General features: G+C 33.5%; 23 protein-coding genes and 1 tRNA gene. 16 read left to right on the top strand and 8 right to left on the bottom strand.

Annotated features, from left to right (window positions below):
* Window positions 1–8 precede the first annotated feature (8 nt).
* The 4 genes from FND99_RS15270 (at window position 9) to FND99_RS15255 (ending at window position 3,993) form a co-directional block, all read left to right on the top strand.
* Window positions 9–1,904 (top strand): RecQ family ATP-dependent DNA helicase, encoded by a 1,896-nt coding sequence (locus tag FND99_RS15270; RefSeq protein ID WP_144338809.1) that lies wholly within the window; start codon window positions 9–11, stop codon window positions 1,902–1,904.
* On the top strand, window positions 1,904–2,851 hold the full coding sequence (gene fmt, locus FND99_RS15265; protein WP_144338808.1) for a methionyl-tRNA formyltransferase: 948 nt from the start codon (window positions 1,904–1,906) through the stop codon (window positions 2,849–2,851). The genes FND99_RS15270 and fmt overlap by 1 nt, the downstream gene beginning before the upstream one ends.
* Before the next feature lie 180 nt (window positions 2,852–3,031).
* Window positions 3,032–3,304, top strand: coding sequence for an HU family DNA-binding protein (locus FND99_RS15260; protein ID WP_012022249.1), 273 nt, complete (start codon window positions 3,032–3,034; stop codon window positions 3,302–3,304).
* A 128-nt stretch (window positions 3,305–3,432) separates the two neighbouring features.
* Window positions 3,433–3,993: a YqgE/AlgH family protein gene (locus FND99_RS15255; protein ID WP_144338807.1), complete on the top strand. Its 561-nt coding sequence runs from the start codon at window positions 3,433–3,435 to the stop codon at window positions 3,991–3,993.
* Here FND99_RS15255 and FND99_RS15250 read toward each other — a convergent pair.
* The gene (locus tag FND99_RS15250) at window positions 3,990–4,826 is read right to left on the bottom strand and encodes an aminotransferase class IV (protein WP_144338806.1); all 837 of its coding nucleotides are present in this window, start codon (window positions 4,824–4,826) and stop codon (window positions 3,990–3,992) included. The two genes, FND99_RS15255 and FND99_RS15250, sit on opposite strands and share 4 nt — an antisense overlap.
* A 54-nt stretch (window positions 4,827–4,880) precedes the next feature.
* On the bottom strand, window positions 4,881–5,273 hold the full coding sequence (locus tag FND99_RS15245) for an START-like domain-containing protein (RefSeq protein ID WP_026727620.1): 393 nt from the start codon (window positions 5,271–5,273) through the stop codon (window positions 4,881–4,883).
* 154 nt (window positions 5,274–5,427) lie between these two features.
* On the opposite strand from FND99_RS15245, the gene FND99_RS15240 reads away from it, so the two are divergent.
* Window positions 5,428–5,501 (top strand) — tRNA-Met (locus FND99_RS15240).
* Between the two features lie 132 nt (window positions 5,502–5,633).
* Window positions 5,634–5,891: a hypothetical protein gene (locus FND99_RS15235; protein WP_144338805.1), complete on the top strand. Its 258-nt coding sequence runs from the start codon at window positions 5,634–5,636 to the stop codon at window positions 5,889–5,891.
* A gap of 93 nt (window positions 5,892–5,984) precedes the next feature.
* Here the strand turns inward: FND99_RS15235 and FND99_RS15230 are convergent, their stop codons facing one another.
* Window positions 5,985–9,632: a DUF2339 domain-containing protein gene (locus tag FND99_RS15230; protein ID WP_144338804.1), complete on the bottom strand. Its 3,648-nt coding sequence runs from the start codon at window positions 9,630–9,632 to the stop codon at window positions 5,985–5,987.
* Between the two features lie 319 nt (window positions 9,633–9,951).
* On the opposite strand from FND99_RS15230, the gene FND99_RS15225 reads away from it, so the two are divergent.
* The 5 genes from FND99_RS15225 to FND99_RS15205 all read left to right on the top strand — a co-directional run bounded on the left by FND99_RS15225 (window position 9,952) and on the right by FND99_RS15205 (window position 15,146).
* Window positions 9,952–10,473 (top strand): RNA polymerase sigma factor, encoded by a 522-nt coding sequence (locus FND99_RS15225; RefSeq protein ID WP_144338803.1) that lies wholly within the window; start codon window positions 9,952–9,954, stop codon window positions 10,471–10,473.
* A 46-nt stretch (window positions 10,474–10,519) separates the two neighbouring features.
* Window positions 10,520–10,729, top strand: a complete 210-nt coding sequence (locus FND99_RS15220) for a C1 domain-containing protein (RefSeq protein ID WP_144338802.1) — start codon at window positions 10,520–10,522, stop codon at window positions 10,727–10,729.
* Window positions 10,730–10,740: 11 nt separating this feature from the next.
* Window positions 10,741–11,583: a FecR family protein gene (locus FND99_RS15215; protein ID WP_144338801.1), complete on the top strand. Its 843-nt coding sequence runs from the start codon at window positions 10,741–10,743 to the stop codon at window positions 11,581–11,583.
* Window positions 11,584–11,683: 100 nt separating this feature from the next.
* Window positions 11,684–14,302, top strand: coding sequence for a TonB-dependent receptor (locus FND99_RS15210; protein WP_144338800.1), 2,619 nt, complete (start codon window positions 11,684–11,686; stop codon window positions 14,300–14,302).
* A gap of 4 nt (window positions 14,303–14,306) precedes the next feature.
* Window positions 14,307–15,146 carry a DUF4249 domain-containing protein gene (locus FND99_RS15205; RefSeq protein WP_144338799.1) on the top strand — a complete coding sequence of 280 codons (840 nt, stop codon included), beginning with the start codon at window positions 14,307–14,309 and terminating at the stop codon, window positions 15,144–15,146.
* A gap of 42 nt (window positions 15,147–15,188) precedes the next feature.
* Here the strand turns inward: FND99_RS15205 and FND99_RS15200 are convergent, their stop codons facing one another.
* The 3 genes from FND99_RS15200 to FND99_RS15190 form a co-directional block, all read right to left on the bottom strand.
* Window positions 15,189–15,773, bottom strand: a complete 585-nt coding sequence (locus FND99_RS15200) for a 5'-methylthioadenosine/S-adenosylhomocysteine nucleosidase family protein (protein WP_144338798.1) — start codon at window positions 15,771–15,773, stop codon at window positions 15,189–15,191.
* A 95-nt stretch (window positions 15,774–15,868) separates the two neighbouring features.
* Window positions 15,869–16,498 (bottom strand): MgtC/SapB family protein, encoded by a 630-nt coding sequence (locus tag FND99_RS15195; RefSeq protein ID WP_144338797.1) that lies wholly within the window; start codon window positions 16,496–16,498, stop codon window positions 15,869–15,871.
* A 284-nt stretch (window positions 16,499–16,782) separates the two neighbouring features.
* A complete protein-coding gene (locus FND99_RS15190; protein ID WP_144338796.1) occupies window positions 16,783–18,591 on the bottom strand; it encodes a glycoside hydrolase family 2 protein in 1,809 nt (602 codons plus the stop codon).
* Window positions 18,592–19,259: 668 nt separating this feature from the next.
* Here FND99_RS15190 and FND99_RS15185 point away from each other — a divergent pair.
* The 5 genes from FND99_RS15185 to FND99_RS15165 all read left to right on the top strand — a co-directional run bounded on the left by FND99_RS15185 (window position 19,260) and on the right by FND99_RS15165 (window position 23,208).
* Window positions 19,260–20,726 (top strand): glycoside hydrolase family 130 protein, encoded by a 1,467-nt coding sequence (locus tag FND99_RS15185; protein ID WP_144338795.1) that lies wholly within the window; start codon window positions 19,260–19,262, stop codon window positions 20,724–20,726.
* Window positions 20,727–20,869: 143 nt separating this feature from the next.
* Window positions 20,870–21,433 (top strand): DUF6642 family protein, encoded by a 564-nt coding sequence (locus FND99_RS15180; protein WP_144338794.1) that lies wholly within the window; start codon window positions 20,870–20,872, stop codon window positions 21,431–21,433.
* A 2-nt stretch (window positions 21,434–21,435) separates the two neighbouring features.
* Entirely contained in the window at window positions 21,436–22,356 is a 921-nt protein-coding gene (locus FND99_RS15175; RefSeq protein ID WP_144338793.1) for a helix-turn-helix domain-containing protein, read from the top strand.
* A gap of 70 nt (window positions 22,357–22,426) precedes the next feature.
* On the top strand, window positions 22,427–22,627 hold the full coding sequence (locus FND99_RS15170) for a hypothetical protein (RefSeq protein ID WP_144338792.1): 201 nt from the start codon (window positions 22,427–22,429) through the stop codon (window positions 22,625–22,627).
* Between the two features lie 8 nt (window positions 22,628–22,635).
* Complete coding sequence (locus tag FND99_RS15165; RefSeq protein ID WP_144338791.1) at window positions 22,636–23,208, top strand: pentapeptide repeat-containing protein; 573 nt, start codon at window positions 22,636–22,638, stop codon at window positions 23,206–23,208.
* A gap of 89 nt (window positions 23,209–23,297) precedes the next feature.
* On the opposite strand, the gene FND99_RS15160 is transcribed toward FND99_RS15165, so the two are convergent.
* Together FND99_RS15160 and FND99_RS15155 are read right to left on the bottom strand one after the other, a co-directional pair.
* Window positions 23,298–24,866, bottom strand: coding sequence for a DUF5123 domain-containing protein (locus tag FND99_RS15160; RefSeq protein ID WP_246074227.1), 1,569 nt, complete (start codon window positions 24,864–24,866; stop codon window positions 23,298–23,300).
* Window positions 24,867–24,893: 27 nt separating this feature from the next.
* Window positions 24,894–26,684 (bottom strand): RagB/SusD family nutrient uptake outer membrane protein, encoded by a 1,791-nt coding sequence (locus tag FND99_RS15155; protein ID WP_144338789.1) that lies wholly within the window; start codon window positions 26,682–26,684, stop codon window positions 24,894–24,896.
* Window positions 26,685–26,695: the final 11 nt, after the last annotated feature.

Genomic DNA, 26,695 nt, shown 5'->3' with positions numbered 1-26,695 from the left:
CTTTGGTCATGCAGGAAGCACAGGATATACTTTTAAAATACTGGAAACATGAGAGTTTCAGACCGCTTCAAAAGGAAATTATTGAATCGGTTTTAGAAGGTCAAGATACTTTTGCACTGCTGCCAACCGGAGGCGGAAAATCGATTTGTTTTCAGGTTCCAGCCATGATACGCGAAGGAATTTGTCTTGTTGTTTCGCCTTTGATCGCTTTAATGAAAGATCAAGTCGCGAATCTTCAAAAAAGAGACATTAAAGCGATTGCACTTACAGGCGGAATTCACACCGAAGAAATCATTGATCTTCTTGATAATTGCCAATACGGAAATTACAAATTCTTATATCTTTCACCAGAACGTTTACAATCGGACTGGATTTTAGAACGAATCAAAAATCTTCCTATAAATTTAATCGCTATTGACGAAGCACACTGTGTTTCGCAATGGGGTCATGACTTTAGACCGGCCTATTTAAAAATTTCGGAACTTAAAAAATTCTTTCCTAAAATTCCTTTCTTGGCCTTAACAGCAACCGCAACACCAAGAGTTGTAGAAGATATTAAAACTGAATTGGGATTAAAAGACGCCAAGCTTTTTCAGCAATCTTTTGAACGAAAGAATATTGCGTACATGGTTTTTGAAGTTGAAGACAAATTGTACCGCGTTGAACAGATTTTGAAAAAAAACCCACAGCCTTCTATTATATATGTACGAAACAGAAAATCGTGCCTAAATATGTCAACGCAATTGCAATCATTAGGATTCAAAGCAACGTATTATCATGGCGGACTCTCTTCTCAGGAAAAAGACAAAAACATGCAATTGTGGATGTCAGAGCAAGCACAAGTTATTGTAGCTACAAACGCATTTGGGATGGGAATTGACAAAGACAATGTTAAAACCGTTATCCACACGCAATTGCCCGAAAACCTAGAAAACTATTATCAGGAATCTGGGCGAGCAGGACGAAATGGCGAAAAAGCGTTTTCGGTCTTATTATTTAATAATTCTGATGCAAATCAAACGGAACAACAATTTATAAATGTCCTGCCAGATAAAAAGTTTTTGAAAACAATGTACGTCAAACTCTGCAATTATTTTCAGATTGCTTATGGCGAAGGTTTAGACGATTCGTTTTCGTTTAAAATGAATCATTTTTGCAATAAATATGATTTTCCAACTTTAAAAACCTACAATGCGCTGCAGTTTTTGAATCAACAAGGAATCATTACGATGTCTCAGGAATTTTCAGAAAAAGTGACGATGCAGTTTTTAATTGAATCAAAAGAAGTGATTCGCTATATGAGTCTGAATCCAAATGACGAAGAAATCATTTTGGCGATTCTAAGAACTTATCCAGGAGTTCATGAAATGAAAACACCACTTAATCTTTCGCTGATTGCAAAAAAATCAAATCATTCGGAAGAACAAGTTACGGCTGTTTTAGAAAAATTGAAGGAAAAAGATATTATCGAATATAAATCCAAAAACAACGACGCTACTATTTTATTTAATGAAGTTCGAGAGGACGAATTAACCATAAACCGAGTTTCAAAATATCTTGAAAAACAAAACAAACTGAAACGCGATCAGCTTTCGTCTGTACTTTATTATATAAAAGAAGACAAAACCTGCAAGAATAGATTGGTTTTGGATTATTTTGGCGAAGAAACAAAATTGAATTGTGGCGTTTGCTCCTATTGCATCACTCAAAAAGGAAAAATTACCGAAGCCGATTCAATTGCTGATAAAATTCTGCATTTATTAAAAGCAACTGCGCTAACTTCGCGTGAAATTCAGAATCAAATAAAACTAGACGCCAAAGATGTGATTTCAGTTCTTCAGGAATTATTAGAAAATAATCACATTGTTATTTTGGCAAACAATAAATACGCTTTAAAATCATAATGGAAAAATTACGAATCATATTTATGGGAACTCCAGAATTTGCAGTTGGCATTTTGGATACCATTATCAAAAACAATTACGAAGTTGTTGGCGTTATTACAGCTACCGATAAACCTGCAGGACGTGGACAAAAAATAAAATATTCAGCTGTTAAGGAATATGCTTTAGCAAACAATTTAACTTTATTGCAGCCGACAAATTTAAAAGATGAAAGTTTTTTGGCAGAATTAAAAGCTTTGAATGCCAATTTACAAATCGTGGTAGCTTTTAGAATGTTGCCAATAGTGGTTTGGGAAATGCCAAGTTTAGGAACCTTTAATCTTCATGCATCTTTATTGCCAAATTACCGTGGCGCAGCACCAATTAACTGGGCAATTATAAATGGAGAAACCAAAACCGGAGTTACAACATTCTTTATTGATGATAAAATTGATACCGGAGCAATGATCTTGAATTCAGAAATTGCAATAGAACCAACAGAAAACGCAGGACAACTTCATGACCGACTAATGGATTTAGGAAGCACAACTGTAATTGACACCTTGAAAGTAATTGAAAGCGGTAATGTAACTACAACTATCCAGGAAGATAATGACGAAATCAAAACCGCATACAAATTAAACAAAGAAAACTGCAAAATCGATTGGACAAAATCTGGCAGTGAAATCAATAATTTAATTCGCGGACTAAGTCCGTATCCTGCATCTTGGTGTTTTTTGAAAGATAAAAATGAAGAATTGAACATCAAAATATATGATGCAAAGCTGATTCCAGAAGCGCATTTACATGAATCTGGAAAGCTGATCAGCAGCAAAAAAGAAATCAAAATTGCTGTTAAAGACGGCTTTATACAGCTTTTAAGCTTGCAATTTCCAGGAAAAAAGAGAATGCAGGCGGCAGAAATCCTAAACGGCATCACTTTTTCTGATGAGGCAAAGGTGTATTAACCTCAGTAAAACGGGGGTTTCTACCTGATTTTCATCGATAAAAGACATGCTTTATGAACAAAAAAAGCAAGTTATTAACAATTATTGCTAAAATTAAAGAAAACACTTGCACGCAACGGATTTCCTACTAAATTTGTGTATTAACAATTTTTTTTAACCAACAATTAATAACTAATTATTATGAACAAATCAGAATTAATCGATGCTATCGCTGCTGATGCAGGAATTACAAAAGCTGCGGCAAAATTAGCTTTAGAGTCATTTTTAGGAAATGTAGGAACTACTTTGAAAAAAGGAGGAAGAATTTCATTAGTAGGTTTCGGATCTTGGTCAGTATCTGCTAGAGCAGCTAGAGACGGTAGAAATCCACAAACTGGAAAAACTATCAAAATTGCAGCTAAAAATGTAGTAAAATTCAAAGCAGGAGCTGAATTAGAAGGTGCAGTGAACTAAGTAAGAAAGTTCTCTAAACTTATAATATAATTAAAACCCTCCATTAGGAGGGTTTTTTTGTGCGGTTTAACGATTTTTTTTGGGCAGTTCAAAATTTTATGACTAAATTTAATAAAAATTGTAGCCGTATGATTTCAGAAAAATTAAAAAAAGGACACCTGCTTATTGCCGAGCCTTCAATAATTGGAGATTTATCATTTAACAGATCGGTAATTTTATTAGCAGACCATAACAAAGAAGGATCAATTGGTTTTATCATTAATAAGCCTTTAAAATATACTATTAATGATTTAATACCGGAGATTGATGCCAACTTTAAAATATACAACGGAGGTCCTGTTGAGCAGGACAATCTATATTTCATTCACAATATTCCAGAATTGATCCCGAATAGTGTCGAGATTTCTAATGGAATTTATTGGGGCGGAGATTTTGAATCCACAAAAGACTTAATAAACGACGGATCTATTAGTAAAAATAATATTCGTTTTTTCTTAGGTTACACCGGTTGGGATGAAAATCAGCTTGAAAATGAAATGCAGGGAAACTCCTGGATCATTGCTGATAATAATTACAAAAACAAAATTATCGGAAAATCGACCACGCATTTCTGGAAAGAACAAATCCTAGAACTTGGCGGTGATTATCTTATTTGGTCAAACGCACCTGAAAACCCATATCTGAATTAATTTTCAGATATGGAATCATTTAGTCTTTGCACTAATAAATGAGCTAGATTGCTCGTAAACTCTTTTTTTCGATATTTAGTTATCGGCTGTATTCCTGTGATTACATTTGTCAAGAATAATTCGTCGGCTTTTTGAAGATCAAACGGCGAAATTATTTCTTCTGAAATTTCTATGCCTTCTATTTTTTTTGCCAAGGCTAAAATCTGCTTGCGCATAATTCCGTTTAGACAGCCTTCAGAAATTGGAGGCGTAACTAATTTTTTGCCTGTAAGCATAAATAAATTACCCTGAAGCGCTTCGACTACATTTTTTGAATCATTGACCAAAATACAATTTGCCAAGCCATTTTCGTGGGCAAAAATACTTCCTGTTACATTTATCATCTTATTTGTCGTTTTAATCGACGATAATAATTGTTTGGTCACATAGAAGTCTTTGTACAAATCAACTTCATAAACAGCTGAATTTATACTGTATAAAGTATTTTCAAGAGGTGTTGCGTGAATCAAAAACGAAACTTCATTTGTTTTTGGCAAATACAATCCGCCATCATTTCTAAAAACTGTAATTCTCGCTCTTGCTGATGCGGAAATATTTTTTTCCTGAACCAATTTCAAAACTTGCTCTTCAAAATATTCCATTGTAAAATTCATCGGAATTTCCATTCTAACAACACGCATTGAAGCCATTAAGCGGAAATAATGATCTTCAAGAAATAAAATTTTATTGTTTAGAATTTTTACTGTTTCAAAAACGCCGTCTCCATATAAAAAGGCACGATTTTGAGTTAATATATTTTCTTCCTGCGCGATGTTTCCGTTAAAATTGATCATAAAAAAACCCTGAATTTTGTTCAGGGCAAATATAAGGGATAAAATAGTTTTATACTAAACAGATCCTATAAGATGTTTCAAGTCTGAGATTTGATTCTCCCACAATTGTTTAGCTTCTCCTACTTCTTCTTTTTCGGCAAAATCAACTACCATTAATGACACATCTTTCGTCAATTCATCAACTAAAATATGTAGTTCAAAAAAGTACTCAGTATCCTTGCTGCTTTCGTCAACCCATTTAAACTTTACTTTTTCACCCGTTTTTTTAGATGCTAAACGCGCTTTTTCCTGCGAGTCATTCCAGATGAAAGTAAAAAATTCGCCTCTAGAGTTTACATTGTCTGCAAACCATTCTGACAAACCTGAAGGCGTTGATATATATTGATACAATAATTGCGGCGAAGAATTGATCGGGAACTCGATTTCGTAACGTATTTTTGAATCCATGTGCTGCGTTTAATTTTTTCGAAATATAAGAATATATGTCCAAAAACAATGCGTTTTTAAAAATATTTTTTTTTCTTCATTTTATGCTTGTACGCTTTAATATTATTTCTATCTTTGCACCCGCAATAAGGAAATGATTCCGGTTTGCAGTCCAGGCGAGGTAGCTCAGTTGGTTAGAGCGCAGGATTCATAACCCTGAGGTCACGGGTTCAACTCCCGTCCTCGCTACTAGGTAAAAACATCACTTCAATAAGTGATGTTTTTTTATTTATAGTACTTTGTAATTATAGCCGAATTGTGTTTATATTTACATGACCCTCATTAATATAGTATTTTACAATCTAAAGTAATTTATAAACAATGGATATTGTCAAGTTTAAAATCACATCAAAAACGATAAAAGTAGAAGTACGTAATTCTAATAATTACGTTTTTAATTTTAATACGGCTTTAGAAATCGAAAAAGCCGACAGAGATGTTTTATTAAAACTATACAATGCTTTGGATATTCTTTTTAAGAAAGAAACACCAAGTGAAACAAAAAACTATATTTCTCCCAACCAAACAAATATATTAGACCAGATTTCTGACGTTGATAATTTAGAACAAGAAAAATAGACAAGTTTCCTATAGTCTGAAACTTAAATTAAAAAAAGCCACAAATTCATTTATTTGAATCTGTGGCTTTTTTTATTGAACAAAACTCGTTTTTTAATCAAATCGCTCTTTGTATTTTTTAAATAAAGTATTCATTACTAAAAGTACAACGCCAACACCTAATAAAACTAATGCTGTAATTAGGAAATCGGCATTTGATAAATCGAAAAACATTAATCGGACGACACAAACTCCAACTAAGGAAAGCGAAACGTAACGGAAGTATTTTTCTTTTAAAATAATGCCAAGTATTAACAATCCTAATGATTCTAAAATCCAGAAGAAGGTCAAGATTCCTTTGTCAAATGAAAGAAACAGAAACAATCCAATACTGAATGTGGCGGGATAAATAATAATACTGTTTTTAAACTCAAAGTCTTCGATGTATTTGTAAATGATAAAAATATACAATGCCAATAAGGCAAATATGATTAAATAAACGAATTCAAACTTAGATTCATAAAAATTGAAACTAATAAAAGCTAAATGAAAATTAGCGAGCAAATAATAAAGAATACTGATTTCTTTTTTGTTTCCAATCTTTTTATAATACAGCAACACGTTTACAATTGCCGTTGACGCCCAAAATACAGGAAGCCATTTGTGTTCTAATTGTGAGAACATAATAATAGAAAGCCAAATATTTACAGCAATTTGATAATCGATTTTCAGCGATTTAATAAACTCTTTTTTATGAATTAAAAGAACCAACACAATCAATAAAACAATTGCTGAAAGTTGTAAAATCCAATCCAGCAAAGTAAAACTATTCAGCGTTTTGATACTGTAAAAAACAGAAGTCAGAATAGATAAAAGTCCGATAATCAAAACAGATCCTGAAACCAAATCTATTTTTCTGTACAAGATCAAACCAAAATTAAGAATTGCCAGCAACATAAATATTGGCGATAAATACACTGTCTCTACTTGAATAAATAACAAAGCTATTATCCATAAATTTTGAAGAACAGGTAAAATTGTACTGAACATTTTTCCTTCTTCTTTCGGACTTTTTATTTGCAGATAACTATAAGCGACAGAAAACAAAATGGTAACGATTTGTGTTCCATAAAGTATGTTTTCACTAACGTTGCCTGTTTTAAAAATAGCTAAATAAATACTTAAAAGCACAGAACCTATCAATAGCACAAAAGAATAAATATTATAGCGTTTCATTTTTTCTACTTTTTGAAAGATCCAAAAAGTGATCACCGCTAAACCTCCCAAATAAACCGGAATATAATCTATTTGGATACAAGTAAATCCAAAAACTACAGCATTAAACAGAATAAATTCGGAATTCAGCGTATGGAAATTTCCCCAGCCAGAAATAACTTCTTCTGATTTATTTCTGATTTTATCGGCAAATAAAATATAGGCTTCGATGATGGAAAGTCCAATGGCAATTAAACCAATTTCGGTATTATTTAAAAATTGGGTATTGTATAAAAAGAAGAAACTTCCGAATATCGAAAAAACAAGACAAAAAAGATACAGCAAGACCTGATTGTCTACAGAAAGCGTTTTGCGTTTAAACTGAATCCACAAAAATTCGTGATTTAGTAAAGCAATTCCAAACAATCCAAAAATCTGGATAATATTATGATCGGCTCCATATTTATATAAAACCGAAAGCAATAAAGCATTTGCTCCAATAATTCCAATAGTTTTTATAGTACGTTCATCAGTATAAAATAGTTTGACAAACCAGTTCGATGTTATTACAGAAACAATTCCTAAAGCGTAAAGAATATCTACATTAGATTTAGATTCTGTGAGCATCAATATTAATCCTGCAACAATGCTTATGTTCAAAAAAGTAAATCGGCCTAAATCAAAAGTATTTGTTTTGAATTTGAATCGTAAAAAACACCAAAGCAAAGCCAAAAATAAAAGCGGATAATAAAACGAAACTTCAATTGTATGATACCAGCTTATAAAAAATAATATTGAAAACAGAATGGAAAGAATTCCGTTTAAACTTAAATCTTTCTTGATAACAAAAAAATCAATTTCTAAAAACTCCTTTTTTACAACGCAGAAAACAGGAACGATTAATGTTATCAAAGTCATAACAATTAACGTCGCAAAAGTATTTGTAATCGTAATTTCTTGAAAAGATGGATTAGTGTTCATAGCAAAGAAACCCAAAACAAACAGACCTAAAACATGATTAATGCATAGAAATATTTTATGCAATAAACTTTCCCCACTTTTATAAACAATGAACAAACAAGTAACCACTAAAAAGTACAAACCGCAGGCGATAACATCAAAACCTATTTTCCAATCATTAAGCATGATAATACTTAAAGCAAAAAGTATAAACGAAACCATTCCGTCTAAATGATACAGCCAAAAAATCTTTTTCTTTCTGGCAAAAAGAGCCGCAAAAAGACAAAGAATTCCTGCTGCGAACAAAACGAATATTTTGATTTTGCTTCCTGTTGAATGTAAAATCAATCCTAAAGCAAATAAAATCCAGTTGGTAAGATGCGTGATAAAAGCAATTCGATCAAAACGAGTATTGGCATAAATGCTTCGGTATTGCATGTACATACAACTTACAGAAACCAAAATAATACCCAATATCGCAAAAATATTTTGAGACGCGCTTAAACTATGCGTGCCTTGTGTAAACCAAATATCAAATATGATAAAGGCCGAAATAACAATCAATAAATGATATTCCCATTTTTCTTTATAAGATAAAATAATTCCTGCCGTTGCTGTCAAAGACGCCAGTAAAAATGTAATTAATAACTTTTCTGGAATTACGCATAAAATCAAAATACTCAAAATCACGTGGAGTGATAAAAAAGTTTGTTGCCTTATGATATAACCAACATATAAATTGATTGCAATTCCAATTCCGATGAGTGAATAAGCGAGCGGAATAGTATCTATAAAAGTAAGCGCGGGAATTTGCGAAGCGCCAAAACATCCAAACAAAAACAAACTTGCACCGGCACTGCGAAGCCAAAGTCCTGTTTTAAACCATTTCTCCTTTGTCTTCAAAAAGTAATAAGAACCAACTAAAACTCCGGCATAAAGCCAAAGAATCAAAACTCGGAACATTGGCGAAACCTTCAAAGCGGTGTAAATGCTTAAATAACCAATTCCTAAAACCATTATGGCTGTTCCTAAAATTCCAGTCCAATTTTCAGCAAATTGCTGTTCTAGTTTTTTTACGAAAATTGAAAAAGCACTTTCTACATAAACTTCTTCCTCATAATGTTGAGGTTCTGTTTGTTTTTCTAATTCAAAAATTAGCTCTGTTTCAATATTCACTATTGGTTCTGGAATTTTATTTGCTTCAACAATTTTATTTGTGTCATTAACATGAATTATTGACGATTCCAAAGCAAGTTTCTCAAGCGCTTCTTCAGGAATAATATTCTCTTCTTTTTGAATAACTTCCTCGACTTTATCAGGAACAGAAATTATTGAAGGAGAAGCTTCAACTATTGGTTTAGAAATTATTTCGACTTCCTTAATTTTTTCGGGTAAGTCTTCTGCGGCAAAATTCGGTTGCGCTATTTGTTTTTTAATCGCTACAATTTCATTTTTCAAAGAATTATAGTCATCTCTGCTTTTTCTAAAAAGAGATTCAAGATTTTCGTTTTCTTCTTTTAATTTAGAAATACTAGTAAACAAGACAACCACGCATACAAACAAGACAAATAGAATAAAGCTCTCCATAGTTTAAATTTAGGACTTATGAATGTAAGAATATTAATGTTTATTTTTTGGTCTAAAGTAAGATAGATTTATTAAATTAAGTACTGAAAATGAAAATTACTTTTGAAATAAAACATTTTCAGAGACTTTCATAATTATCAAAACAGAAAACATCCTTATTGCTGTAACATTTTTCAATAACAGCGTCAAACTTTAAAATTAAATTACAGTTCTTTGCAACTTATTACAATCACAATTTTAGATTCGTCATTTTCTAAATTGCAATAATATTGAACTCATTGAGTTTAGATTAGTTAAAACTAGTCGCGATATTTTCGTTATGGACAATAAAAAGTTTATTTTAAGTTTAAAAAAAGGGAATGAAGACGCCTTCAAAGAGGTGTATTTCAATTACTACAACAAACTAATAAACATTGCCAAACGATTTGACTTGACGGTTCTTACGCCCGATGATTTCGTCCAAGAAACTTTTTTAAGACTTTACAACAAGAAAGAACTTCTAAACGAAGATGTTCTGTTTGACAAGCAATTGTTTACAATCTGCAAAAACATTATTCTTAATCATATCAATAGAGAAAACAAAATTGTTCAGCTTGACACTTTTGCAGTTGCTATTTTAGACGAAGAACCTGATTCTGGGATTTTTGAGGAAAGACAAGAAAAACTGTATGCTTTCATTAGTCAGCTTCCTGAGCAGCAACAAAAAATATTCACTTTACATAAACTGGAAAACCTTAGTTATAAAGAGATTGCAGAAATTACAGATCTTTCCGAAAAGACAATTGCCAATCATATTTATCTTGCCAGTAAATTTATTCGAAAAAAAATCGCAGAGCATTAGGAACTTTTGCTTTCTCGTTTGTTATCTATAAAAACGAGAACATAAAATGCACACTGAAGCGTATAAAACGAATGTAAGAACTAAAAAAGATGCTCACTTAATTGTGGCTCTTCTGCAATTCATTATTTCTGATTGTATCATACAATTTGATTATAAAAATCCTGAAAAAATCCTGAAAATCGAAACCAACCGCGAGATTAAAGAAATGGTCTATGGTGTTTTTAACAAACAAGGATTTCAGTGCCAGATAATTTAATTCCAAAAAAAATGGATAACGAAAATTTCGACAAAGAGTTAAAAAAATTATGGGAGGAAACTTCGCATTCACATTCGGAAAGTGAAAAAGAAGCTTCTTGGGAAAAATTCCATTCGAAAGCTTTTGCTGCAAAGAAAAAGAAATCTTCTCCTTGGCGTTATTATGCTGCAGCGGCTGTTTTGCTTTTTGTTCTTATTGGAACTGGAATTTTTTTCAATACTAAATCTCAGACGGAAAATGTTGTTTTGGCAGAAAACGTAATTGAAAATACAACGTCAAAAATAAAACTTGTTGTCTTGCCTGATGCTTCAAAAGTTGAACTGAATCCGAATTCTAAAATTACTTATGGCAATAATTTCGCTTTAAACAGAAAAATAGAAATCAGCGGTCAAGCTTATTTTAAAGTTACCAAAGACAAAAAACATCCATTTCAGGTTTTTTGTAATGAAACTACAACTACTGTTTTAGGAACTTCATTTATTGTAAAAGAATCAGACAAAAAAGAAGTTACCGTTGAACTTTATGAAGGAAGTGTTCAAATGAATGTAAAAGGCAAAGATCAACAATGGGTTTTAAAACCTGGCGAAAAATTTACTTATGGAAGCGAAACCGCAACTGTTGCCGAATTTAACCGTTTTGTAGATTTTGATAATGAAAAACTAAGCGTTTTAAGTAATTATATCGAAGAAAATTATGGCTATAAAGTCGTAATCCCGAAAGAAAATCTAGACCAGAAAATCACAATCCGAATCAATAAAAAAGAGGATTTAAAAACAATTGTACAATTAATATCAGAAATGTATAACCTAAACTTTGAGATAAATGAAAATCTAAAACAAATTACTTTTCAATAGAAAAGAAAAAAGGATGCAAGCCGCGAAACTACACATCCTCCTTATAATCAGGATAACACGAAGTTATTCCATTTAATAATATTCAAAAATACAAAATTTCATGAAGCATATAATTTCAGCATGCTTTTTTTTATTCAGCTTATGTGTCTCTGCCCAAAAGATCACGGTAACTGTAGATCAAAATGTAACCTTAAAAGAATTCTTCAAGCAAATTGAATCTCAAACCGATTTTAAATTTGCTTTCACAGATCAGATCGACACCAATCAAAAGTATTTCACCAAGAAAAACACTTTTAAACAAGTCGAAATCGAAAAACTTATTTCGGAATTAAACAAAACCGCAACGGTACAATTCTCCATTGTTGGCAATAATATTTTTGTAAAACAGAAGTCTCAAATTCAAAAATCGGCTAAAAAAAAAAGCAAGCTAAAAGGACAGATTTTTGATGATGAAAGACAGCCTGTTATTGGTGCCAATCTTTACATCAAAGAACTCGAGATTGGCACTGTAACAGATGTTAACGGAAGATATAGTATTGAAATTCCGAATGGAAATTATACGGTTTCTATCAGCTATGTTGGTTTTAAGAATAAAGAAAAGCAAATCAATATTTCTGATGATGCGACGATCAATTTCAACATAGAATCTGATAGCGAGGAACTAGGCGAAGTAATTGTTACGGGCAACAAAGCGGTTGATATTAAAAATACGCAAATGAGTGTCAATCGTCTTTCGATGCAGGAAATCAAAAAAATTCCTGTTGCAATGGGCGAACCAGATCCTTTGAAATCGATTTTGACTTTGCCTGGAGTTACCAATGCCGGAGAAGCTTCTTCTGGTTTTAATGTCCGCGGAGGCGCTGCCGATCAAAATTTGATTCTTTTAGACGGTGCTCCTGTTTATGCCGATTCGCATATGTTTGGGTTTTTCTCGATTTTTAATGCTGATATCATCAATGGTCTTGATTTGTATAAAGGCGGAATTCCATCACGATTTGGTGGCCGTGTTTCCTCTGTTTTAGATGTTACGCAGCAAACCGGAGATTTCGAAAAGTATAAAGTCAACGGAGGAATCGGGCTTATTGCCAGCCGACTTTTAGTTCAAGGACCAATTCAAAAAGATAAAGGTTCGTTTATACTTTCTGGACGAACTTCGTATGCACACGTGTTCATGAAATTGGCTGACAACAAAAATTCAGCCATGTTTTATGATCTTAATGCCAAATTAAATTATCGCTTTAATGCTAATAATACTATTGCTTTTTCTGGGTATTTAGGAAATGATGTTTTCGATATCAACGATCGTTTCTCAAGCAAATACGGAAATACAATGGGAATTTTAAGTTGGAAACATTCTTTTTCTGATCGTTTAAACAGTAATTTATCGGCATTTTACAGCGATTATAAATTCAATTTGGGAATTACTACTGAAAATTTTGAATGGGACAGCAAAATCAGCAGTTACGGACTTAAGTATGTTTGGAATTATCAGCAATCAGAAAAATTCAAAATCAATTACGGAATTGATGGCCAATACTACAATTTCAATCCGGGAGTTGTACAGCCAACAAGTTTAGATTCTCAGTTCAATTACAAACAATTGGATAAAAAATATGCTTTTGAAAGTTCGGCGTTTATTGATTTTGAAAACCAAATTACAGAGAAACTGAATTTCCGTTACGGACTTCGCTACAGCATGTTTTATCGTTTAGGCTCAGAAGAAATCAGTACTTACGACAATAATGAAGCTGTTGTTTATAATCCGCTATATAAAATTTATCAGAAAGGAACTCCAACGGGTTCTGTCTATTATGGAAGTGGAAAAACGATCAGCCATTTCGGAAATTTTGAACCGCGCGCTGCATTGTCTTATGCTTTTAACGACAATACATCTATAAAAGCAAGTTACAACAGAATGGCGCAGTATATTCATATTTTATCGAATACACAATCGCCAATGCCAATGAATATTTGGACGCCAAGCGGACCATTTACAAAACCACAGCTTTTGGATCAATATGCAATGGGATATTTCAAGAATTTTAAAGACAATGATTATTCTTTTGAAGGCGAATTGTTTTATAAAAATGTGCAAAATCGTATTGATTATATTGATGGTGCCGATATTTTGGCCAACAATAATATTGAACAAGTTATTCTTACCGGAAAAGCAAGATCGTATGGAATGGAATTATTGTTCAGAAAAAATACTGGAAGATTCACCGGATGGGTTTCCTATACTTTATCACGAGCAGAACAAAAAACGCCAGGAAGAACGCCCGAAGAACCCGGAATTGCAAATGGCAATTGGTATTTATCAGGATATGACAAATTGCATAATTTAAGCATTGTGGGAAGTTATGAATTTAGTCCGAAATGGTCTTTTAATGGAAATTTCACGTTGCAGTCAGGTCAGCCGGTGACGTATCCGAATGGTTATTATGAATTTGGCGGTATTCATGTTCCGAATTATTCGCTGCGAAATGAAAACAGATTGCCACTTTTTCATCATCTGGATGTTGCGGCGACTTACACGCCAAAACCAGATAAAAAGAAAGGCTGGCAAAGCTATTGGGTATTCAGCATTTACAATATTTACAACCGAAAAAATGCTGCATCCATGAGTTTTACAACCAATGAAGATTCGGGCGAAAATGAAACAAGAAGACTTTCAATCTTCGGAATCGTACCGGGAGTCTCTTATAATTTTAAATTTTAATGCTATGAAAAAATTAAGAAAAAATAAGGTGATGAATAAAGTATTGGCATTAATGAGTTTGCTTTTTGTTTTATTTTCTACTTCGTGTGAAGATGTCGTAAATCTTGATTTAGATACAGCCGATTCAAAACTCGTAATCGATGCCGAAATTGTCTGGAAAAAAGGAACAGATGGAAGTCAGCAAGTGATAAAAATCAGTAAAACAGCTCCATATTATGATGGAACAACACCAAAAGTTTCGGGCGCAATTGTTCGAGTTGAAAACAGCAATGGAGACGTTTTCACTTTCAATCAAACAGAAGCCGGCGTTTATACGTGCACTAATTTCGTTCCTGTCATCAACATGGATTATAAACTGTTTATTCAAGCAGAAGGAAAAACGTTGACCGCTGTTGAAAAACTGACTTCTGTAACGCCAATCGACAAAGTAGAGCAAAATATTGTCCCTGATTTTGGAGGAAAAGATGTTATTGAACTGACTTTTTATTACAAAGATCCAATCGATCAGGAAAATTATTATGTGACCGATTATCACAGCGAATTTTTAATTTATCCGGAATACGAAATCACTAATGACGAATTGTACAACGGAAACGAAATTAGCACCCGATATTCTCATAAAGACATGAAGCCCGGAAATACAGTAAAAATTCTGCATAGAGGTGTTTCTAAAAACTTCTTTAATTATATGAAATTGATTTTGGATGCTTCCAACTCAAATCCATTTACGATTCCACCGGGAAATATTAGAGGAAATATTGTAAACACAAACAATGCTGATGATTATGCTTTAGGTTATTTCAGACTTTGCGAAGCCTCTGAAGTTGATTATTTAGTAAAATAAAAAACAAAACCCTTAACGTGATCGTTAAGGGTTTTCTGTTTTTTAGATCAATCCTAAAAGTTTTCCATAAGCGATTGCCGCTTTGTGAACCTGAACAGTCCAATCTTCGGCTGCATTGTCATCGGCGCCATCAGAAATGTATTTAAGACATAAAAACGGAATATTTTCTTTCATTGCAATCATGGCTAAAGCGTATGCTTCCATATCGACAACATTGTACGCATCTGAACAATGTTCCATTTCAAAATTATCTCCAGTTCCGCAAATTCCTTCCTGCAAATTATCCATCAACAAACCATATTTAAGAACGGTAGGCAATCCAGATAAAGGTGTTTCGTATTGTGCAAAACCCAAACCACGAACATCCATATCTCTTTGCATAAATTGCGTACAGCAAATTACTTCCCCTTTTTGAAAACAACTGCTTCCCGCCGAACCAAGATTTATAATTATAGAAGGCTTTTTCTTTTGAATTGCTTTGGTCAATTCATAAGCTGCATTTACTTTTCCAATTCCGGTAAATACTACGTTATTCTCTTTAAAAACTTCCGCTGCTTCAGATTCTAAGGCAAAACAGAATAATATATCCTCAAAAGCAAATGACGCTGTTTGATTAATTTTTATCATGAGTGATTTTGATTTTCAGTCTGCAAAAATACATTTAAAATTGCCTAATCGTCTTTCATTAAAAGCTCTTTTTATAGAATTTCAAAATTTCTGTTTTACAATACCAATTCCTCAAAAATTGGATCTTGCAAAAGTGCTCTTGACAGTTCTTCCATTGAATGTTTAGACCCGTGAACCTGCCATTCTAAAGTGACATGATCTAAATTGCGGCGCTGCACTACCAGTTTTGATTTAACGCCGTAGTCAGAAAAGAGTTCTTTGCATTTTTTATAGCCGTCAGTACTGTGATTAAATGTTATTCTAAGGATTTTATGTTCATTACTGAGATCAATCTTGTCTTGAAGAAACGTAAGAAGTGTTAAAATTGAAAGAATCATCATCGCAGCACAAGCCGCTGCAAAATAATAGCCCGCTCCTACTCCCATGCTCACCGCTGCAACTGACCAAATCGTTGCCGCGGTTGTAATGCCACTTACATGATTATCAGATCTAAAAATTACTCCGGCGCAAAGAAAACCAAGACCGGTTACGATATTAGAAGCGATCCTATCCGGATTTCCTGGTCCGCCAATCCATTGCGACATAAAAGTAAAAAAACAAGCTCCTACAGAAATCATAATTGTAGTTCGAAGACCTGCCGCTTTTCCTCTATATTCTCTTTCTGCACCAATTAAAGCTCCCCAAAATGCCGCTAAAAGAAGTCTGATTACAATTTCTATTTCCATACAAGTTGTCTATTTTTCAGTTAAAAATACGTAAAAACACAAAACCTTCAAAATCGAAATGATTTTGAAGGTTTTGAACTTTATTTTAAATTTTCTTTAAATCGTTGAATGTAATTCTTAGTTTTATTCAACACATAGAAACATAGATTTTTATTTATTGAAAAGAGATTAAAAAGAAACTAGTTTCTAACACATAGTTAACTATGTTTGTTTAAAATAAGTGAAACGCCTTTTATCAGCATTTAAATCTATGTTTCTATGTGTTAGAATAAATTCCAGATATTTTAATTATTCTTATACTCTTTCTCTTTTTGTGCGTACCAATCTTTCATTACATAAAAAGCTTTCTTTTTAATTCCGTTGTTTGAAATCAAGCCTTTACGATTAAAGTAATCCTGAATGTTTGGCAATTGTCTTCTCGGCGATCTAAAGTCAACTAGAATCCAAGGCGAAACTCCTGCTAAACCTTCAATTCTGTTAAACATTTGTGTATTTTGAACGTACAATTCTTCCTGATATTCTTCGTTCCAGCGTTCTTTTTTATCGCCATGCAAACCTTGTAAAGCCTCACCTCCAAATTCGCTGATAATAACCGGTTTGTTATAAGGAATTACCCATTTCATATCCTTGCAAGATTCGTTAGTTCCTCGGTACCAGCCCAAATATTGATTAAAGCTTACAATATCAACATATTCATTCATATTGTCTTGAAGTGTATTGACATTGTTTGGGCTTTTAGTCACTTCCATCGCCATGCTTATCAAACGAGAATTATCTTGCGTACGTGCGTATTTTGCCAATTTGCTTAAGAAAATATCTCTGTCCTCCCCATGTGGCGTTTCATTTGCAATTGACCAAATTACAATACCACAACGATTTTTATCTCTGTAAATCATGTCATGCAATTGGCGTTCGGCATTGGCGTAGGTATCCGGATTTGTCCATGAAATTGTCCAATAAACCGGAACTTCAGACCAAATCATCAATCCCATTTTTTCGGCTTCTTTTACCATATTTTCATTATGCGGATAATGCGCCAAGCGAATATAATTACAACCTAATTCTTTTGCCCATGTCAATAAAGTATGCGCATCTTCTGTCGACCAAGCTCTTCCTGATCTAAATGGCGCTTCTTCGTGAATGCTGATTCCTCTTAAAAAGACCTTTTTTCCGTTTAGCAGAATCTCTTTCCCTTTTGTTTCAATCGTTCTAAAACCAATTTGGTCTACAATATTTTCATCAGCTTTGCCAACTCTTACTTCATATAATTTTGGTTTTTCGGGCGTCCATAAAACTGGATTTGCTTTTATTTCAAAATGAGCCATTCCATTCGCGTCGGTCGTAATATCTTTTTTGATTTTCAATTCGGGAATAGAAATAGAAACCGATTGATTTGCAGTTTCACTATTCAACTTTACCCAACCCGAAATTTTTCCTTTTTCTTTTTTGTCCAGTTGAACCAAATAATCTTCTACATATGTGTTTGGAACCGTAGCAAGCGTAACATCTCTGGTAATTCCACCGTAATTCCACCAATCCATATTTACTGTCGGAACATTATCTTTATGGCGTTTGTTGTCTACTTTCACCACCACAAAATTATTTCCATCAACCAATAAATTGGTCACATCAAAATTAAAAGGCGTGTAACCGCCAATGTGAGTTCCAGCTAACTTTCCGTTCACGTACACTTTTGCGTCATAGTTTACAGCGCCAAAATGAAGAATACCTTTGCTTTGAGCATCTTTTTTATAATCAAAGTCTTTTTGAAACCAAACTGTACCTTCATAAAAAAACAATCTTTGGTCTTTCGAATTCCAATCTGACGGAATATCCATCGTGGCTGAAGTCGCAAAATTATATTCTGAAAGTTCAGTTGTATTAAACTTTTTATTTTCAAAAAAACCATTGTCTTTTAAAGGCATTAAACGATAATCGTAGTAACCATTTTCAAGAGGATCTACAATATAGTGCCATTTTCCGTTAAGGTTGATATTATTTCTTGATGAAATATTGGCCAAAAGCGGTACTTCCTGTGCAATTGTTTTTCCAATAAACATAAAAACAAAACACAGCATTACAATTTTTCTCATTTCTAAAACATTTTTTTTTAAATTTTTCTCTAACCTGTTGGGTGAAATAGATGTCTTTTTTATTCAACACATAGAAACATCGCTTTTATTTCCAAATAAAGAGCGTAAAAAGAAACTAGTTTCTAACACATAGCTAACTATGTTTGTTTAAAACAAGTGAAACGCCTTTTTAAGCATTATAAACCTATGTTTCTATGTGTTTAAATCAATTTCACCCAACAGATTTTCTCTATTTTTTTTTACTGCTAAAGTTAATTTTTTCTACGAATGATTAAAGCTCCTTATTCATAAAATACCCCATCAAATACTTATCAATTGTCTCTACAACGTATCAGATAGTACATTTTTGGTATACAATTTAATTCTTAAAAAGATTCAATTCATAAATCTTTTATTTTTTTATCGAAGTGTGGGTATGCTTTTTTACTTTTTTCTGAAATATATCTTGAACTTATTTACTGCCAATCTCTAGCCTAAGATGCTAAATTTTTAACAATAAAGTTTTTTTTCGTTTACAAAATCACTAACTTGTTTAAGCTTAATAATGTGGCACAATAATTTCCCTATTCAATCAGTTGTATTCTATATTTCTAAAGCAAATTATATACTATCAATCCCCGAAATAATTTTACTAAAACAATTATTTTAATTTTAAAAAAAGTAAAACTATGCGAGTATCAGTTGTCCGAAAAAACATAAAATTCACCCCAGATTCCAGAAGAGTTGTTGCGAGATATTTCATGAATGGCGACGAACGGACCCAGCAGATGATTTTGAGGATAATGATGCTTGATGAAAAACAAGTTTACAATACTCTAGAGCAAACGCTTCGTGAATTTGCTCGAAGACATAGAAATATTTCGGCCATATTTTTCAAGCATTGCGAAATCGTTCGACCCTTGATTGAAGCCTTGAAAATTGATTATGAAGCCATGTCGCTTAATCGAAAAATGCTTATTGGTTCGTATTGCACAATGGAATACGCGATTGAATCGGCCGCGATTTTTAATCCTTCAATTATAGAAGATTTTGATCAGTCGGGACTTGAAGCGGGTGAAAAACGCGTCATTATTTCGTTTCGAGCAACTGGAGAAGGTCATATTTCTTCGATTGTTTTTAGAAGAGGGATTTTAGACAAGGATAACAACTTGCAGATAATGAAAATTGGAAATCAAATTGATAAAGCCGAAATCGAGCACAAGACTTTATTGAACAAAGAGCGCTTTCAAAGAAAATTATCTGAAATGCATACGCAGGACAAATATATTGACCAAATTATGCAAGATCTTCCGGATGCTTTTGAATTTGTTGTTTTAAAAAACATGGTAAATGCCGCTTTGACTGATCCTTCGATTCGTCAAGAAAGAAGAACGGCTCTTGAAGAAATAATCTGGCTTGCCAATTCGTTTTATGATGTGCAGTTCAGCCACGATTCTGATATTACAGAACGCGTTATTTTTCCCATTTCAGAATCTGAAAGCCGCGGAATTGAAGATGCCCGATTTGTTCGTTTTCAAGATGATGACGGGTCGGTTCGAGTTATGGCAACATACACGGCTTATAATGGTCATGCGATATTGCCAAAATTAATTTCAACTGAAGATTTTTATTCTTTTAGAGTACTTCCGCTTCATGGAGAAGGCGCTCAAAATAAAAATCTAGCTTTATTTCCAAAAAAGATAAAAGGCAAATATGCGATGCTTGCCAGAATTGACGGCGTGAACAATTACATCATGTTTTCTGAAAGAGCAACACAATGGAACACTCCTATACTTTTGCAACAACCGCGCTATACTTGGGAATTTACGCAAATAGGAAATTGCGGTTCACCTCTTTGGACAGAAGATGGCTGGCTTGTCATTACACATGGCGTTGGAGCAATGCGTCGTTATTGCATTGGGGCATCACTATTTGATCTTGACGATCCTTCAAAAGAAATTGGAAGACTTCAAGAACCGCTGCTCGCCCCACTTGAAGATGAACGCGAGGGTTATGTCCCAAATGTTGTTTATTCCTGTGGTGCAATTATTCATAACAACAGCCTTATTTTGCCGTATGCCGTCTCTGATTATTCGTCAACTTATGCGGTTGTCAGTTTGGTTGAATTGCTGGGCGTATTAAAAAATTGCAGTTAAATACATGAATATTACGCTTCTAAACTTTAATCAAATCTAAAAAACACGTTAAAATCCCAATCAGATAGCGGTTTTTCCGCATAAAAAAATACTTTTGTCTAAAACCACATTTCTATAAACAGAGAAACGCAAAAGACATTAGTATGGATAATGAAAAATTTATATTCTGCCTCGAAGGTGTTCAGGACGTAGATGAAGTCACTATTACTGATGTGGTTAAAAATCTTGAAGAGATTGCTGTCGATCAAGGAATTGCAAGTATTCACAAAACCTGTGATACTATTGAAGGTTTAGAAGAAAGCCTGAATACACTTTTATATGATGATCATAATTTTAAAGATTATGAAATCATCTATCTTGTAATGCCTGGACAGGAGAACAATATCTGCTTACATGATTATTATTACAGCATTGAAGAAATAGCCGAACTTTTTGAGGGAAAAATGAAAGGAAAAATTATTCATTTCGCCAATAAAAAACGACTAGACCTCAACGAAGACGAAGCGCAATATTTTCTGGACATTACTGGCGCACGCGCTATTTCTGGCTACGGATCTTCTTATAATAAAATTGCCAGTTATAAAACAATTGACAAAGCATTTTTTACTTTATATCAGGAAAACGACGATTTGACAGAAGTAGTTGAAGAATTGTACCAAAAACATTATGCACTCTGCAAATTGCTTGATTTCAGATTATACTATTAAAAATGAAATCAAGACCGGAGGAAAAAATAAAAACGTACGAAGCAAAAGGGTTTCGGGAGAAATTTCTTGGAGAAGACAATCCGATGCATTTGTTGTTCAAATCCGATTCAGATCATTTTTTTTGTTTGAAAACCGAAGAAATGATGCATTTGCAATATCCAGTTCCGCCATCTAAACATCGTTGTCATACCTTGATTTTTGTAGAATCTGGTTTCCACAAAATGAATGTTGGATTTGAAGAATATGAAACCGTTTCAAATCAAATTATAGTAGTTCCTGCCGAACAAGTTTTTTCGATTAAAAATATCTACAATACATACAACGGTTACATTTGTCAATTTCATCCTGATATTTTAATTGGGAAATTTGGCAGCCGGGAACTTCTAAACGATTTTGATTTCTTGAAAATTTCAGGAAATCCAAAAGTGAATTTAGCTGCTGAAGACGTTCCTTTGATTACTTCCATTTTAAATCGGCTGCAAAAAGAATATACCGATACGAACGTAGCCAATCTTAATATTGTTCAAACCTATTTGATTGCTTTATTCTACGAAATGAATAAAAACTCAATAACGGCGTCTAAAGGTATTTCGGCTGCAGAAATTATTACGAACAAATTCAAAGAGCTTATTCATCTTCATATCAAAACGCATCATCAAGTCAATCATTATGCTTCATTGCTCAATGTAACGCCCAATCATTTAAACAAATGTGTGAAAACAATTACAGGCAAATCTGCAGTAAAATGGATTGATGAGAACATTTTATTGGAAGCCAAGTATTTACTCTTTCAAACTACACTTTCGATCAACGAAATAGCAGCTCATGTTGGTCATGAAGATCAATCGTATTTCAGTCGCTTTTTTAAAAAACATGAAGGAATTTCTCCTATTCAGTACCGAAAAATGATTGATAAGTCCTAATTATTGATTATAGAATCCTATTAAGTAAAAACACATTTTTCAGACATTTGCCTCTTCAAAAATGCAAATTATGATTTATGTATTTAAAACTTCCGTTGACAGTTCGACGAAATTAGAAGCGGCTTCGGCATTGCTCCACAAATTATTGCCACAAACTTTATGGAATTTTGATCTTGAAGACTGCGATAATATTTTGCGCATTGACAGTGAACTTAACGTTGTGGAACTGCTTGCTGACAATGGTATTTTTGATTGTGTAGAACTAGAATAAAAAATCAAATGGAAACTAAATTATATCAAAACCGAACATTCGACACGATCGATTACTCCGACAAATATTTATCGAATACCGAATTTGTAAACTGTGATTTTATTGGATGCAACTTTTCTAAAAGCGATTTGAGCTACAATGACTTTTTAGATTCTACATTTAAAAACTGCAATCTTTCGCTGGCTGTACTAAAAAATACAGGGCTAAAAAACATCAAATTTATTGGCTGTAAATTAATGGGAGTTGATTTTAGTGCGTGCAACAGCTTTTTGTTTTCGATGAGTTTTGAGGATTGCATTTTGGATTACTCGACTTTCATTTACAAAAAATTGAAGAAAACCTACTTTACAGATTGTTCTTTAAAAGATGTCGATTTCTCGAATACTGATTTGGCTGGAGCCATTTTTAAAAACTGCGATTTATCAAGCGCCACTTTCGTGGAATGTAATTTAGAAAAAACAGACTTTCGAACTTCGCGGAATTATGCTTTTGATCCTTCTGAAAACAAAATCAAGAAAACAAAAGTTAGCTATACATCACTTACCGGACTCTTGGAAAAATTTGATTTAGAAATCGAATAAGTTTAGAAACTACTATTTTCAATTTCTTAAATACAATAAAAAAGGGATACAGAAAACTGTATCCCTTTTAAAACTAACTATAAAAATATTTACTTAATCCATTGTGGATCTCCAATTCCTTTGTCTTTTACTGCAGAATTTCCAACTGTAAAGTTTCCACCAGCAGCATTAGCAAATTGAGGATCTAAAGTCGTTGCAGAAGCATCAGGTTTATTGTTGCTTCCTACAAGCGCTAAATTAGGCGAATTGAAATTGTTATTATTTAAGAATGACGGTGCAGCAGTTGCAGTAGAGTTTGTATAAACTGCAGATCCAACCGCAAACAATGTATTACGAACAATTGACGCATTTGCAAGAGAACGCAAGTACAAGATTCTACTTGCTAACGGCAATGTAGGAGCGTATATAGTACATTGATCGATCAACACATTACTTGTTAAACCAGTTCCAGAAAAACTAGAAACATCCATACGAATAAAGTCACGTGATGAACAAGTATCGAATGTACTTTTTGTTAATGAAACACTTCCAACAAAAGTCGTTCTGAAATCAATAAAATCAGCACCTCCAGCAGTATTTACATTTTTAATTGTGCTTTTGTCAACAGTAAACGATTTTAATTTAGCAACGCCACTTCCATAAATTAATTGAGAAGGAAAATCATGCACATTAGAGCTGCTAATTAAAACATCTCCAAATTGTGGTGAACCTGTTACGCCCACAGTTATTGCACCACCAGTTAAGCCACTTCCACTTAAATCTACGTCAATCAAAGAGAAGTTTACTATTTCACTAGCATTAGCAGGATTAGTAGCAAGCGTAAAATTAAGTTTTAATTTTGGTTTGTTTTCTGTTCTCAAACCTCTAATTGTTAATGTTTTATTCACTGTTACTAATGCTGTTTGAGCTGTATAATCTCCCGGCATCAATACTAAAACAGAACCACTTGGCGCATCAGTAATTTTTTGAAGCAAATTATTATCTTCTGGTTTAACTAAAATTCCAGTTCCAATATCAATTCCTGTTGTGAATGTTGCAGTACCTCTTTTCTTAGTACCGTTCCATAAATTAGCCGTGTAAGCCGTTTCACCTTTAAGACCAGTTATAATTGCAACACCTGATGCTTTTTCAGCTGTTGTAAGTACATGGTTGATAGCACCTGGCTCTACAGTAATGTTTGTCGCATTTGTATTTGCCGGCCATCTCAAAGTTACTTGAGTCGCTTCGATATCTGCAGCTGGTACTGGAGAAACAAAAAGTTGCTCAGACAATGTTGTTGCTGTAGTCACTGACCATATAGAATCTGCAAGACCTGTTGAACTTATTGCTTTTACTCTGATTGAATAAACTGTTTCTCCTTCAAGCTGTACTTTTACAGGCAATTGATCTGGAGCAACATTTACTGTTTTATAAATGGTTTTAAATTCAGTATCATCTGCACTGAATTCTACTACATAATGATCTGCATCTGGCTTTACAGTCCAATTCAATTCAACGGTAGTTTGGTTTTTAACTGTCGCTTTAAGGTCTATTGGAGAAAATGCTCTATTTACATTCAACGTGTCGATAACTGGTTCATTAAAAGTGTCACAACTTGAAAAGGCAGTCATGAACAATAATGCTGCAATGGCTCCTTTTATAATATATTTTGTTTTCATAATCTTACTTTATTAATTTACAAAAGGTTAATACCCATAATCATTAGTCAATTTCCCATTGCTTCCATCTAGGAATACTTGCCATATTGGCCAGAATTGTCTATTATCAGGATTAACTCCTGGTTTGTACAAAGTATTGATCTTAGTATCGGTAGCACTTCCTGTCCACGTCCAAGCAATAGAACTATACCCTGTACCCGGATTTGTAGTTTCTCCACGGTTAAGACCATAGATATCCAAACTCACATTATCTGCTTTAAATTTATAGTATAAAGTAGTTGGAACATCTGCATAATTACCTGTACGGTCTGCTAAGCTTTTCATATTTGCTTTAGCCTCGTCCAATTTTGCTTTAAGCAAATTCCAACGAATAAGATTTTGTTTACGCTCCATTTCACCAGTAAACTCAAATTTATTCTCGTCAACAAGCGCTTTAAACATTGCGTCTTTTGTTGTTAAAGCATTTACATAACCATCAACTTTAACAGCTTGGTCAGCTGCAGCAAATGCTCTTGCTCTTACTGCTTTCAAATATGGTGCTGCCGCCGCCGGTCCTTCTATTTCATTTGCAGCTTCAGCAGCAATCAAAAGAACTTCTGCGTAACGCATATAAATTTTGTTTACACCATCGTCATTTGTAGAAGTTACAAAACGAGTCATCCACTCATAACGGTATTTACCAAAATACCAAGTATTCAATGTTCCTAATTCTTGTTTTGCAATATTGTTTACAGCAGTACCGTATTTGTAAGGAACACAAGTTACATCTCTTCTTGTATCTTTTAAATCATAATCATAAAATATAGTTGGAAGCGGTCCTGCAGTTCCACCACGGTTTGCACCATTTGCATGAAACTGGTCGTTTGTAGTATGTTTTACAGCAAAAGTAAACAACATACGTCCTCTACCATCTGAGAAAGGAAGTTCCCATAATGATTCTCCACCCGCCACGATATATTCTTGATTGTATTTTCTCCAGAATGTTTCGAAAGAAGACTCTAAATGTGCAGATCCGCTTGCAATAACTGAACGACATTCAGCCAAAGCTAAAGAATACATTGCACTAACTGATAATGCAGGATCTGTACTTCTTCTGATACCGTCAGGATATTGTTGATAACCGCTCGCAGCCATCGCTAAACGAGCACGGAAACCTTTTACAAAAGCTTTATTAATTCTTTCTACACTAGTGGTCTCTTTAATTTCACCTGGCCAAGGAACCAATTCTTCTGCTTCACCTAAATCAGCAATAAGCTGTTTATAGATTTCGTCTCTGCTTGTTTTTCCAACATAGATAGTTGCATTGTTTAATGGTTCAAATCTTCCTGGGACATCTCCCCAAGCTTTTACCAAATCAGCATAATAAATTGCTCTCAAAGTCAAAGCCTCACCCAATAAATATCCTAGTTGAGATCCAGGAGTTGGATTACCATAAGCACGCAAACCACGAATACAAATGTTAGCACGCTCAATACCTGAATAACTCATTGCCCATGAATTATTCGCTGTATTCATTTGTGAGTTATTCGGTTTTGCATCATACGTACATAAATCTGAAGCATCACTTACAGTTTGCGAAGAGTTATACCATTCTGTATCTGTATTTAATCCATAAAAAGGAAGAAAACGTCCTCTGTAAGAATTGGTTTCAGCAAATGGAATTTTAATTCCGTCAATTGCTGCTTCGGCCAAACCTGGGCTAGAAAAAATAACTGATTCGTCTAAGGTTGATTTTGCCGGAGCATCTAAATAATTGTCTGAGCAAGAAGCAAAAAGGCTTGCAACAAATATTCCTGCTATTAATATTTTATGTTTCATCTTGTGAAAGT

Source organism: Flavobacterium daemonense (genome assembly GCF_007341385.1).
GTDB lineage: Bacteria > Bacteroidota > Bacteroidia > Flavobacteriales > Flavobacteriaceae > Flavobacterium > Flavobacterium daemonense.
The sequence above is the reverse complement of the archived record's forward strand: the minus strand, read 5'-3'. Positions and strand labels throughout refer to the sequence as shown.